Origin of the sequence: Streptomyces sp. A0642 (assembly GCF_004795105.1) — a bacterium.
Lineage (GTDB): Bacteria > Actinomycetota > Actinomycetes > Streptomycetales > Streptomycetaceae > Streptomyces.
On the sequence record NZ_SSBL01000007.1, the window covers coordinates 229,582 to 241,809 of the forward strand.

A 12,228-nucleotide genomic window follows, 5' to 3' on the forward strand; every position below is an offset into this window, starting at 1 on the left:
GTTCCCGGCATGCCGACGGCCGACCGGCCTCTCCGGGCGTGCGACGAGGCCGCCCGCCGACTCCCCCATGGGCCCGAAAGCCCACCGACGCAGCGCCCCCGGATCCGCGGGCCGGACCTTCACCGCGCACGCTTCCGGCCGGTGGCACACGGCACCGGCCGCCATGGCCGCCGGCCTGCCGACCGCCCGGTTCCGGGGGTTCAGCGCGAAGCCCCCCGTCGCCGGCGGACCGCCGGGCAGGGGCCCGCCGCTCGCGGCCCGTCCGCCACTTCAGCCGGGTCCCGCACGCCACCGGTGGAAGACATCGCTGTCAGCGGGCGTCTTTGTCACCGTTTTAGCAGGTCAGGCGGTCAGAATGTGCGTAAAAAGGATGACCCCGAGATTGGGGCTCCCCAATCGGCACATCGTGGGCTTAACTTAGGTGCCATGACCTCCCCCCGCTCCACCTACGGCGGCGGCTACTACGCCGCGCCGTCGTTCCCCGACACCCCGATCTACGACTCCCTGGTCGCGGAGCGGGGCACGCCTCAGATCGCACCGATCCGAGTGCCCGCCGCGTACGACACCGGCAACAGCTATCTGCCGGCGCTCTCGTCGGCCCTGCCGGCTCTTCCCGCGGCGCCTTCCCAGCCCAGTCCGTCGTACGGCTACCAGCAGCCGATGGCGCAGCAGAGCTACGCGCCGATGCAGCCGGCGCAGTTGCAGCACGCCCCGGCGCCGTACATCCCGCAGCAGCCGACCGCCGCCCGCGGGGGCTACCAGTCGCCTCCGCAGTACCAGCAGCAGCGGCCGGCGCCCAGCACGGGCTACGAGTCGATGCGCCCGGCGGCACCGCGCCCCGCACCCGCGCAATCGCCGTACGAGGACCCGTACAACCGCCCGTACCAGGGCAGGGGCTACTAGGGAGCGCTGCCGGCACGCAGCGGCGGAACGCCGGGGAACGGCTGGCAGGATGGAGGCATGCCCTCTCCCGAACTGAGTGCCGTCCACATCCACCCGGTCAAGTCGCTGGCCGCGTGCGCGGTCGGCGAGGCCGCCGTCGAGCCATGGGGACTCGACGGCGACCGCCGCTGGATGCTGGTCGACCACACCGGCAAGGTGGTCACACAACGTCAGCAGCCCCGCATGGCGCTGATCTCCGCCACCCCCGTGCCGGGCGGCGGCATCGTGCTGACCGCGCCGGGGGGCGCGGCGCTGGCCGTGGAGGTACCCGAACCGCGGGAGACGGCCGGCGTGGTGCTGCACCGCAGCCGGCTCGACGTCGTCGAGGCCGCGCGGAGCGCCCACGCCTGGCTCGGCGAGCACCTCGGGGCGGAGGTCAGGCTGGTGCACCTCGACGCGCCGGACCGGCGCAGGCTCATCGACCCCGCGTACGCACGGCCGGGCGAGACCGTGAGCCTGGCCGACGGCTTCCCCCTGCTGCTCACCACACTCGCCTCGCTCGACGCGCTGAACTCGCTCATTGCGGCCGGCGACCACGCCGGCGAGGGGCCGCTGCCGATGAACCGCTTCCGGCCCAACGCCGTGGTGGCGGGAACGGACGCGTGGGCGGAGGACGGCTGGAGCCGGATCGCGATCGGCGAGGTGACGTTCCGCGTGGTCAAGCCCAGTGCACGCTGTGTCATCACCACGACTGATCAGCACACCGCCCGTCGCGGCTCCGAGCCCCTGCGCACGCTCGCCCGGTACCGCCGGTCCGGCAAGGACCTGCTCTTCGGCCAGAATCTGATCCCGGACACGGCGGGCGTCATCCGGGTCGGGGACCCGGTCCGCATCCTGGGCTGAAAATCGATGTCGCGGGGCGGAACGCCCGGGAGTGCGCCGTGCGTTGACGGGGTGAGGTTGCTCTCTCTTCGCCGCTCCGGCGCGCGGACCACGCCGTATCGGGTTATGACGGATACGGAAGGGGGTGCGGGAAAGGTGCGAGCGCTCACGGGACTCTGGCGTTGGCGGCACAATTCCCTGTGCCGTGCCACGGACAGGCGAGAGGCGTGGGTGGCGCTGGTCGCGCTGCTCCTGCTGGTGCTGGCGGCGCCGGTGCTCGGCTGGCTGTGCGGGCAACGCGTCGACGACGCGTTGCAGGAGTCGGCGCGGGCGCAGCACGCGGCCCGTCAGCTGACCACCGCCGTCGTGGTGCGCCAGGTTCCCGCCCGGCAGGTCGCGACCGACCCCGAGGTCTCCCCCGGGCGTACCGGCCGGACCCCCGTGGTGGCCCGCTGGCACGGCGCGGACGGTACGGCGCACAGTGCCACGGTGACCACGGCCTCACGCGACACCGCCGACGGCGCACGGGTGCGGATCTGGACCGACCTGGCGGGCAACCCCGCCCCGCGGCCCCTGGACGCGCCGACGGCGCACACCCACGCCGCGCTGGCGGGATGCGGCGTGGCGCTGTTGTCCGTCCTGGTGATCGAGGGCGGGCGGCGTCTGATCGTATGGCGCATGGTGCAACGGCGGTACGAGCGGCTCGACCGGGCATGGGCCGGGACCGGTCCGGACTGGGGCAGGACGGGCACCGGCAGCTGATCCGGTCAACTCCCGGCCCCGCGCGCGCTACGGTGGACCGGCCCGCCCGTCACTCCTGCAGGCAGGCCCCGTGGTGACCCTTGCCGCGCGGCCGGTGACACGGGCTTCACACACGCACGAGGTGGGGGCACAACAGCGCCATGGCACAGGGCACGGTCCAGGTGACGCACACCGGCACATCGCGGTGGCGGCGCCGCACAGGCGAGTACGCCTCCCTCACCGCGGCTCTGGAAGCGGCGGCGGACGGTGATGTGCTCACCGTCGCCCCGGGCACCTACCGGGAGAATCTGGTCATCGCCCGCGCGGTGACCCTGCGGGGGCCCGAGGGTTCCGTCGGCTCCGTGCGGATCGCCCCCGTGGACGGTGTCCCGCTGACCCTGCGCGCCTCCGCCGTCGTCCAGGACCTGCACGTGGAGGGCCAGGACTCCGCCGCCCCGGCCCTGCTGGTCGAGGAGGGCGCACCTGACCTCGCGGACCTGCGGATCGTGACCCGGTCGGCCGCCGGCATCGAGGTGCGCGGGGCGGCCCGGCCCACCGTCCGCCGCTGCACCGTCGACAACCCGGCCGGCGTCGGCATCGCCGTGCTCGACGGCGCGGGCGGGGTGTTCGAGGAGTGCGAGATCGTCTCGGCCGGGCAGTCCGGTGTCTCGGTGCGCGACGGAGCGCACCCGAGGCTGGAGCGCTGCCGCGTCCACCACGCCTCGGGCGCGGGCCTGTCCGTCACCGGCGAGGGCAGCGGGCTCGAGGCCGTCGGCTGCGAGATCTACGAGATCAAGGGCAGCGGGATACAGGTGTCGGCCCGCGCCGCCGCCCACCTCACCGAATGCACGGTGCACCGCACCTCCGCGGACGGCGTCACCCTGGACACCGACGCGGTGCTCACGCTGGCCGACTGCGACATCCACGACATCCCCGAGAACGCGGTGGACCTGCGGTCGCGGTCCGTCCTCACGCTGACCCGCTCGACGGTCCGGCGCTTCGGCCGCAATGGACTCTCGGTCTGGGATCCGGGCACCCGGGTCGATGCCAACCAGTGCGAGATCCACGACAGCACCGGCGACTATCCCGCGGTCTGGGTCAGTGACGGGGCCACGGTGATACTGGATTCCTGCCGCGTCCATGACGTGCCGGACGCCCTGTTCGTCCTCGACCGGGGCTCGCGCGCCGATGTCGTGGACAGCGATCTCACCCAGGTCCGCAACACGGCGGTGTCGGTCAGCGACGGGGCGACCGCGCAGCTCGACGACTGCCGCATCAGGGAGGCGTCGACCGGCGCGTGGTTCCGCGACCACGGCAGCGGCGGCACCCTGAACAACTGCACGATCGACGCGGTGCAGACCGGCGTGATCGTCACCAAGGGCGCCGATCCGACGATCGAGCGCTGCACCGTCACCTCCCCCGCCGAGGCGGGCTTCTACGTGTCGGCCGAGGGCCGCGGCACCTTCCACAGCTGCCGGGTCACGGGCAGCGAGGGATACGGCTTCCATGTCATGGACGGCTGCCGTACGACGCTGACGCGCTGCCGCACGGAGCGGTGCGCCCGTGGCGGTTACGAGTTCGCGGAGGGCGGGGCCCACGGCGACGCCTCGGCCACCGGTCCGGTGGTGGAGGACTGCACCAGCGACGAGAGCGGTCTGCGCTCCGCCACTCCTCCGCCGCCCCCCGTCCTCACGGCCACCCAGTCGGCGCCGGGACTGCTGGGGGCGGTCCCCGCGCCGCGTGCGGTGGATCCCGTGGCGGCCGAGGCGCCGGCCGAGCCCGCGCGTACGTCCGCAGCCGTGCTCGGCGAACTCGACGCGCTGGTCGGCCTCGACAGCGTCAAGCGCGAGGTGCGCGCGCTCACCGACATGATCGAGGTCGGGCGCCGGCGTCAGCTCGCCGGGCTGAAGGCGGCTTCGGTCCGCCGCCACCTCGTCTTCACCGGTTCCCCCGGCACCGGCAAGACGACGGTGGCCCGGCTGTACGGGGAGATCCTGGCCTCCCTCGGGGTGCTGGAGCGGGGCCATCTGGTCGAGGTGTCCCGGGTCGACCTGGTCGGGGAGCACATCGGCTCGACCGCCATCCGCACCCAGGAGGCCTTCGAGCGGGCCCGCGGCGGGGTGCTGTTTGTCGACGAGGCGTACGCCCTGTCCCCCGAGGACTCCGGCCGGGACTTCGGCCGGGAGGCGATCGACACGCTGGTGAAGCTGATGGAGGACCACCGGGACGCGGTGGTCGTCATCGTCGCCGGGTACACGCACGAGATGGAGCGGTTCCTCACCGTCAACCCCGGCGTGGCCTCCCGGTTCTCACGGACCATCAGGTTCAGCGACTATGAGCCCGGCGAGCTCCTGCGCATCGTCGAGCAGCAGACCGAGGAGCACGAGTACAGCCTGGCGGCCGGGACCGGGGAGGCGCTGCTGAAGTACTTCACCGAGCTTCCCAAGGGACCCGCCTTCGGCAACGGCCGCACGGCCCGCCAGACCTTCGAGTCGATGGTCGAACGGCATGCGGGACGGGTCGCCCAGCTCGCCGAGACGAGCACGGACGACCTCACTCTGCTGTTCCCGGAAGACCTTCCGGAACTTCCCTGAGCCCTCTCCCGGACTCGTCCGCCTGGTGGGGCAGGACGGGGACGAGCCGTTCCAGGAGCGCGGCACGCTCCTGGGCGAAGACGGGGTCCGCCTGGTAGTCGGAGTGCCCCAGCACCGGCTCGGGCAGCGGGTGCTCGGGGGTGCGCCCGTAGACCAGCGGGTCCTTCAGCGGGCCCCGGTCCACCTCGGGCCCGGACTCCTCGCCGAGCCGGACCGCGCCGCCGATCGGATCGGTGGGTCGCCACAGGTTGCGCCAGCAGTGCACGGACCGGTGCAGGCCGTGCAACTGGACGGGCCCGAAGTAGGCCGGGAACCAGCGCCCGTAGAGCCGTTCGACCGGCGAGCCGTACGTGAGCAGCGCGACGCGGCCGCGGGTCACGGCGGGCAGCTGCCAGACGGCGGCGGCGGCCAGGACGCTGCCCTGGGAGTGGCCCGAGATGACGAGCCGGCCGCGCGTGCGGGCGGTCCAGCCGGACATGCGCGAGGCCAGGTCGGGGACGGCCCGCTCCGCGTAGCACGGCGGGGCGAAGGGGTGTGCGGCGCGCGGCCAGAACGTCCCCACGTCCCAGAGGATGCCGATGGTGCGCCGGGCCGAGGCGTCCCGGTAGGCGCGCCGTCCGCAGGCGACGAAGAGCAGGAAGCCGAAACCTATGAGCCAGGAGCCGGTGGACTGCGCCGCCTCGGCCACGGATTCGACGAAGGGACTGCTGCCGTCCATGGCCAGGCCGGGGACCTGCCCGCTGGCCCAGGCCCCGCCGACCGCGCCCGCGCCGAGCAGCAGCGTGGCACCGGAGACCAGGCCCAGCATGCGGGGCGCGGAGTCGGTGAGCGCGGCCGTGGCCCGGATGCGCGCGATCTGCCTGGTCCGCGCGGGGTCGGGCCGCTCCTCCTCGTACTCCGCGTCGACCAGCGGCTCCAGCCGCCGGGCCGCGCGGTAGGTGCGCAGGCCGAGCACGAGGCCCGGGATCACCAGGAGCATCAGGAGCACGGGGATGACGGAGGCCTGCCAGCTGAGGAGGACCGGTGGCCCCTCTATGACGGCGCTGCGGCCCATTCCCGGGCTGCCGGGGCCGTCGAGCCAGTCGGCGACGCGCTGGGCGACCCCGCCGGTCATCACGCCGCCGAGCGCGCAGGCGAGCATCGCGACGGCCGGGCCGCCGAGTCCGCGCAGCACGGTGCGCCGCTCCGGGCTGCCCCGGTACAGGTTCAGCGCCACTGCGGCGAGGATCACCACCAGTGCGCCCTGGGCGAGGGTGACGAGGCGGAACATGACGTCACCGGGAAGCGTGCCCGAGGAGGCCCAGCCGGGGCGTGACCATGCCGCGTGCAGCGCGGCGAGGACGAGCAGGGCGAGGGCGGTGGCGGGCAGATACGTGACGACGGCCCGGTCGAGCCGGTTGTCCAGGCGCCGTTCGCTCCGGCCGCGCCGGCAGACCACCCCGACCACGAAGAGCGTTCCCACGACGAGGGCCGCCTCGATCAGCCGGCCGAACACTTCGGGCACCGGTCCGCCGGCGGAGCGGTCCCGGCGGGCCGCCGCGCCCGTGACGAAGGCGGTGACGGTGAGGAACCCGGCCGCGGTGTGCGCGGCCCGCAGGCGTGCGACGAGCCGGCGTCCGTACCAGAAGCCGGGACGTCCGAGCGCGGGCCGCACCGGGGCCGCGGTCTCCGTCCCCGGGGCGGGGCACGCGGTGTCGTCGTCCTCCGGTTCGCTGCCGGTCAGCGGGCGCTGGGACTCGTAGGCGCTCCAGGTCCGGTTGGACAGGTACCAGAGCAGCCCCACCAGCGCGGTCGGCGCCAGCGCGGCCAGCGCGAGGCGGCGGCCCGGCTGGGACCACCAGCCGCCCTGCGCGGCCGACAGGAACCCCAGCCAGGACCGCTGGTCGGAGCAGGCCCGCACGCCCGCGCACTGCCAGGCGGTCAGGTCGAGCGCGACCTCGCAGACGGCGGCGGTCAGCAGGACGGTGAGGCTCAGGGCGAGGAGCCGGACGAGCAGGCCGTACAGCCTGATCGCCCGGGGGCGGTGCGTGGCGGCCGGCCGCATCCAGTGGGCGAGGTTGATCACCATGAACGGGAGCAGCAGGAGCCACAGGGCGCGGGAGCCGTTGCCGGAGGTCAGATGGGACCAGCAGTACGCCTCCGGGATGGGCCGGTCCCGGTAGCGCTCGGGATGGGACTCCGCGTCGACGTCGCCGGGGCGCCGGTAGATGGCGGCGGTGGCGTCCCCGGTCACCCGGACCGTGCGCGGATCGACGAGCATCTCCTGGGGGGTGGCCCCGCCCACGCCGTGGACCAGCAGTTCCAGTGCGGGGCCCTCGCTCTGCGGGGCCTGGATGGCAGGTGTCACGGGGGTGGCTCGCTCTCAGAGGTGGAAGCCCGAGGGGGACACGGCTGATGGCCGGTCACCAGAGTGGTGGACGAGTCCGGCGCCCGTACCGCTCTTATGGAATCTCCCCAGTGCGGCGGCCCGCGACACCGCGTGGCAGGATGAGCCCTCGGCATGGGCTGCCGCACGGCCAGAGGAAGGACCGGGCACTGCGTTGAGCGAGAATCAGAATCTGCTCGCGGAGCAGCGGCGTGCGTTGATCCTCGACGAGGTGCGCAGGCGCGGCGGGGTCAGGGTCAACGAGCTGACCAGGAAACTGAGCGTCTCCGACATGACCGTACGCCGGGACCTGGACGCGCTGGCCCGCCAGGGGGTCATCGAGAAGGTGCACGGCGGGGCGGTGCCCGTGGTCGAGGCGAGCACGCACGAGCCCGGCTTCGAGGCGAAGTCGGCGCTCGAGCTGACCGCCAAGGAGGACATCGCGCGGGCCGCCGCCACGATGGCCGTGCCCGGCAGCGCCATCGCGCTCTCCGGCGGCACCACCACCTACGCCCTGGCCCAGCATCTTCTGGACATACCGGACTTGACGGTGGTGACCAACTCGGTGCGGGTCGCCGATGTGTTCCATGCCGCGCAGCGTCCGGGCTCGACGGGCTCACGGCCCGGCGCCGCGACGGTGGTGCTGACCGGCGGGGTCCGGACCCCGTCCGACTCACTGGTCGGTCCCGTCGCCGACCGGGCGATCGCCTCGCTCCACTTCGACGTGCTCTTCCTCGGTGTACACGGGATCTCGGTGGAGGGCGGACTGTCCACGCCCAATCTGGCGGAGGCGGAGACCAATCGCCGTTTCGTCCAGTCGGCGCGACGGGTGGTGGTGGTCGCGGACCACACCAAGTGGGGCACGGTGGGGCTGAGTTCGTTCGCCGCACTGGATCAGGTGCACACGTTCGTCACGGACGCGGGTCTGTCCGCCGAAGCCCGTGAGGAGATCGAGGCGCATGTGCCGGACCTCGTGGTGGCGGGCCGGGCGGCGGCCGACGAGCCGGCGCAGGACTGATCCCGGATTCCGGTCAGGTCGCGCGGAGGCCGTGACGTCCTAGGATCGACGTGTGGCCGTCTTCCGGATCGAGCGCTTCACTCCTTTGCCCGCAGCCGAGTCCTGGCGTCGGGTGACGGACTGGGAACGGCATGCCGCGCATGTCCCCCTGACGACGATCACGGTGCCCACCGGCCTGCCGACGCGGGCGGGGACCGTGTTCGTGGCCCGCACGGGGATCGGCCCGCTCGCGTTCGACGATCCGATGGAAGTGGTGCGGTGGTCGCCGCCGGCCGGCAGCCGGGCGGGCATGTGCCGGCTGGAGAAGCGCGGCCGCGTGGTGCGGGGCAGGGCGTCGATCGACGTGTATCCCACCCATGCCGGCTCCCATGTGGTGTGGGTGGAGGAGCTCCGGGTGCCGCTGCTGCCGCGCTGGGGCGATCCGCTGGTCGCCGGCGCCGGCCGGCGGATCTTCGGCCGGGTGCTCGACTCCATGCTGGACCGGCCGGCGCAGCCGCACCCGTGAGAGCCGGCTCCCGAAAGGACACGCACCGCTCCATGTGACGTTCCGTCACGAGGCGGCGCCTGCGGCGACATCCCACACTGCACGCCCGTTATGGTGTGCGCGAACCGTCCGCCGCCGATCGCACAGGAGGTGCGTTCATGGCACGCCGACTCCGCTCCGTGGGCCTCGACTTCATCGAGTCCGCCCCCCTGCGCCTGGTCTTCGCCGCCGAGGTGTCGGCGCAGCCCGATGCCGTGTACCGCGCCCTGGCCGACGACGTCGAGGGCTGGCCCGACTGGTTCACCCAGGTGACGCTGGCGCGGCCGCTCGCCGGCGGCGCGGGCCGCGAGGTGCGGCTGCGGGGCGGAATCACGTTCCGGGAGACGCTCGTCGCCACCGAGCCCGGCGAGCGTTACGGCTACCGGATCGACGAGTCCAACGCACCCGGGCTGCACGCCCTGTTGGAGGAATGGCGGCTGACTCCGGCCGGTACCGGCACGCGGGTGCAGTGGACCTTCGCGGCCGACGGTTCGCCGCTGTTCCTGTTCACGCTGCGGCGGGCGCGGGGAGCGGTGGGCAAGTCGTTCCGCGACGCCGTGCGCAATCTGGACCGGCGGCTCGCCACGGCTGCCACCTGAGGCCCGTGGCGCGCCGCGGCGGACTGGGCAGACCCGGGGACCGTGGCGGACCGATCGCACCTGAGGGCCGGAGCGTACCCGCGGCTGACCGCTCAGGCCGGGCCCGGCTCCAGGCCCGGCCAGTGACCGGTAGCCAGGAAGTGGTCGATCGTCCTGGTGTACGGGGCGATGTCCAGGCCCTGGCCGGCCAGCCAGGCGTCGGAGTAGTACTTGTCGAGGTAGCGGTCACCCGGATCGCAGATCAGGGTGACGATGCTGCCGGTGCGGCCCTGCGCGAGCATCTCGGCGACCAGCTTGAAGGCGCTCCACAGCCCGGTGCCGGTGGAGCCGCCCGCCTTGCGGCCGATGGAGCGCTCCAGGGCGCGTACGGCCGCGACGGTCGCGGCGTCCGGCACCTTCATCATCCGGTCGATCGCGCCAGGGACGAAGCTCGGCTCCATCCGCGGCCTGCCGATGCCCTCGATACGGGAGCCGCAGTCGCTCGTGGCAAGGGGGTCGTGATGCGTCCAGCCGTCGAAGAAACAGGAGTTCTCCGGGTCGGGCACGCAGATGCGGGTGTCGTGCTGCATGTAGTGCACGTACCGCGCGATGGTCGCCGACGTGCCGCCCGTGCCCGCTGTGGCGACGATCCAGGCCGGCTCGGGGTAACGCTCCATCCTGAGCTGCTGGTAGATGGACTCCGCGATGTTGTTGTTGCCCCGCCAGTCCGTGGCCCGCTCGGCGTACGTGAACTGGTCCATGTAGTGACCGCCGGTCTCCGCCGCGAGCCGGGCCGACTCCGCGTAGAGCGTGCGCGCGTCGTCGACGAAGTGGCCGCGCCCACCGTGGAATTCGATGAGCCGGCACTTCTCGGCGCTGGTGGTACGGGGCATCACGGCGATGAACGGGACGCCGATCAGCTTGGCGAAGTACGCCTCCGAAACGGCGGTCGAACCGCTCGACGCCTCGATCACGGGCTTGCCCGGGCGGATCCAGCCGTTGCAGAGCCCGTAGAGGAACAGCGACCGCGCCAGCCGGTGCTTGAGGCTGCCGGTGGGGTGCGTCGACTCGTCCTTGAGGTAGAGGTCGATGCCCCAGCTCTCGGGGAGCGGGAAGCGCAGCAGATGGGTGTCGGCGGAGCGGTTGGCGTCGGCCTGGACCTTGCGGACGGCCTCCTTGAGCCAGGCGCGGTAGGCCGGGTCGGTGCGGTCGATGTCGACGGTCTCCGCGGCGACGCCCTCATGCTTGTGCTCACTCGTGCCCATCAGTGCGCTTCTCCTCGTACGACCGGTCTCGGCGAGCCCCACGATATGCCCCCTACCTGCACAAACATTCACTTTGACAGGCCATAGCACTGCCTTGGCCCCCCAGGCGGGCGCCAACGGTCCGCCGCGTCGGAAATACCGCGTTGCGTCCCGTTTCCGCCCTGGTGCACACGCCCCCGGGTGTGCACACTTCCTCTCAGGGGCGTGATGAAGGGGGCGAAGGGGCCGTGCACGAAGCGGAGTTCAGTGAGACAGGTGTGCGGATCGACCGGTGGGCGCGTTCGCTCACCCGGGCCGGGCAGGTCACCGTCAAGGACGGCCGGGTGGTCCTGCTCACCAGCTACGGCCGGGAGATCGACAGCGCGCCGGTGGGGACGGTGAGCGCGGGCAGACCGTGGTTCGCGGGCGCGGACGCCACGGTGGCGCGGGTCAACGGAACGCGGTACCGGCTGACGATGCCGCGGCAGCGCGGCAAACCCGAGGACGCCGCCCCTGCCCGGCGCTTCCTCGAAGCGGTGCAGCGGGCGGGAGGGCGGCGGGGCTGACCCGGCGGAGCACCAGGGACGGGCGGCGGGGCTGACGGAGCGGGACCGCGGGAACACCGCGAGTTGCGGACCCGTGGCCGCCGGGTGACATTGGAGACGCGTCACTCATGGTTCACCGGCGGTGACAATGCGATCCAGGCCGCCGGCCCGGAATCAGCAGCCAGCCATCTGCTGGATCCGTTCCTTCGTCTTCTTCCGGACCTACTTCGGGGAGTCGCAGCCGTGATCAGCGAGCCAAGCAGGCACTGCACGGTGGAGCTCCAGGCCCTGCCGTCGCGGATCGGTCAGGTCCGCAGAATCATCTCGGCGCAGTTGCGCTACTGGCACCTCGATCCTCTGATCGACCAGGCAGCGCTCGGCGTCACAGAACTGCTGACCAATGTCCACCGGCATGCACAGCCGGACAAATCATGCACCGTCGAGGTCGAGTTGCTGCTCGACCGGCTCACGGTGTCCGTCCACGACCACGACCCCCGCTTGCCGACCGTGCGCCAGGCCGGTGACTCCAGTACGTCGGGGCGGGGCCTCGCACTGATCGCCGCGGTCAGTGAGAGCTGGGGTGTACGCCCCCGGGGCGGCGCGGGGAAGGTGGTCTGGTTCACCCTTCCCACCCCCTCCCCGTTGGCCCCGCAGCCACCGCAAGCGCTCTACGGGGCGACGACCGACGGTCCGTTCGAACTGAGCGGGCTGACGGCACCGGAAGGCGTGTCACCTTCGGTGGCGCGGTCGGTGGTCGTCGGCTGACGCGGCAGGAGTGGGGCGCCCCCGCGGAACGGGGCACCCGCAGGAGGAGTGGGGGCGCGCGCTCACGAGAGCGCGCGCCCCACTTCTTTTC

Annotated in this window: 10 protein-coding genes and 1 pseudogene; 9 read left to right on the forward strand and 2 right to left on the reverse strand. The window is 72.8% G+C overall.

Annotated features, from left to right (window positions below; genetic code table 11):
* Positions 1-426 precede the first annotated feature (426 nt).
* From E6R60_RS16475 to E6R60_RS16490, 4 genes are all read left to right on the forward strand, one after another.
* Positions 427-903, forward strand: coding sequence for a DUF6643 family protein (locus E6R60_RS16475; protein ID WP_136327304.1), 477 nt, complete (start codon positions 427-429; stop codon positions 901-903).
* 57 nt (positions 904-960) lie between these two features.
* Positions 961-1,785, forward strand: a complete 825-nt coding sequence (locus E6R60_RS16480; protein ID WP_136327305.1) for an MOSC N-terminal beta barrel domain-containing protein — start codon at positions 961-963, stop codon at positions 1,783-1,785.
* Between the two features lie 105 nt (positions 1,786-1,890).
* Positions 1,891-2,526, forward strand: a complete 636-nt coding sequence (locus E6R60_RS16485; RefSeq protein ID WP_136327306.1) for a hypothetical protein — start codon at positions 1,891-1,893, stop codon at positions 2,524-2,526.
* A gap of 140 nt (positions 2,527-2,666) precedes the next feature.
* Positions 2,667-5,099 carry a right-handed parallel beta-helix repeat-containing protein gene (locus tag E6R60_RS16490; RefSeq protein ID WP_136327307.1) on the forward strand — a complete coding sequence of 811 codons (2,433 nt, stop codon included), beginning with the start codon at positions 2,667-2,669 and terminating at the stop codon, positions 5,097-5,099.
* Here E6R60_RS16490 and E6R60_RS16495 read toward each other — a convergent pair.
* Positions 5,072-7,446, reverse strand: a pseudogene (locus E6R60_RS16495) (hypothetical protein); the annotation flags it as partial. The gene E6R60_RS16490 and the pseudogene E6R60_RS16495 sit on opposite strands and share 28 nt — an antisense overlap.
* Before the next feature lie 193 nt (positions 7,447-7,639).
* On the opposite strand from E6R60_RS16495, the gene E6R60_RS16500 reads away from it, so the two are divergent.
* From E6R60_RS16500 to E6R60_RS16510, 3 genes are all read left to right on the forward strand, one after another.
* On the forward strand, positions 7,640-8,482 hold the full coding sequence (locus tag E6R60_RS16500) for a DeoR/GlpR family DNA-binding transcription regulator (protein ID WP_136327309.1): 843 nt from the start codon (positions 7,640-7,642) through the stop codon (positions 8,480-8,482).
* 52 nt (positions 8,483-8,534) lie between these two features.
* A complete protein-coding gene (locus tag E6R60_RS16505; protein ID WP_136327310.1) occupies positions 8,535-8,987 on the forward strand; it encodes an SRPBCC family protein in 453 nt (150 codons plus the stop codon).
* Positions 8,988-9,124: 137 nt separating this feature from the next.
* On the forward strand, positions 9,125-9,604 hold the full coding sequence (locus E6R60_RS16510; protein ID WP_136327311.1) for an SRPBCC family protein: 480 nt from the start codon (positions 9,125-9,127) through the stop codon (positions 9,602-9,604).
* A 92-nt stretch (positions 9,605-9,696) separates the two neighbouring features.
* Here E6R60_RS16510 and E6R60_RS16515 read toward each other — a convergent pair whose 3' ends face one another.
* Positions 9,697-10,848, reverse strand: a complete 1,152-nt coding sequence (locus E6R60_RS16515; RefSeq protein WP_136327312.1) for a PLP-dependent cysteine synthase family protein — start codon at positions 10,846-10,848, stop codon at positions 9,697-9,699.
* A 227-nt stretch (positions 10,849-11,075) separates the two neighbouring features.
* Here E6R60_RS16515 and E6R60_RS16520 point away from each other — a divergent pair, with 227 nt between their 5' ends.
* The gene (locus E6R60_RS16520) at positions 11,076-11,393 is read left to right on the forward strand and encodes a hypothetical protein (protein ID WP_136327313.1); all 318 of its coding nucleotides are present in this window, start codon (positions 11,076-11,078) and stop codon (positions 11,391-11,393) included.
* Between the two features lie 222 nt (positions 11,394-11,615).
* Positions 11,616-12,137 (forward strand): ATP-binding protein, encoded by a 522-nt coding sequence (locus tag E6R60_RS16525; protein ID WP_206309437.1) that lies wholly within the window; start codon positions 11,616-11,618, stop codon positions 12,135-12,137.
* Positions 12,138-12,228: the final 91 nt, after the last annotated feature.

Excerpts from the sequence above, each read along its gene's own strand:
- E6R60_RS16475 (WP_136327304.1), top strand. The coding sequence starts at position 427 with ATGACCTCCCCCCGCTCCACCTACGGCGGCGGCTACTACGCCGCGCCG.
- E6R60_RS16480 (WP_136327305.1), top strand. The coding sequence starts at position 961 with ATGCCCTCTCCCGAACTGAGTGCCGTCCACATCCACCCGGTCAAGTCG.
- E6R60_RS16485 (WP_136327306.1), top strand. The coding sequence starts at position 1,891 with ATGACGGATACGGAAGGGGGTGCGGGAAAGGTGCGAGCGCTCACGGGA.
- E6R60_RS16490 (WP_136327307.1), top strand. The coding sequence starts at position 2,667 with ATGGCACAGGGCACGGTCCAGGTGACGCACACCGGCACATCGCGGTGG.
- E6R60_RS16510 (WP_136327311.1), top strand. The coding sequence starts at position 9,125 with ATGGCACGCCGACTCCGCTCCGTGGGCCTCGACTTCATCGAGTCCGCC.
- E6R60_RS16515 (WP_136327312.1), bottom strand. The coding sequence starts at position 10,848 with ATGGGCACGAGTGAGCACAAGCATGAGGGCGTCGCCGCGGAGACCGTC.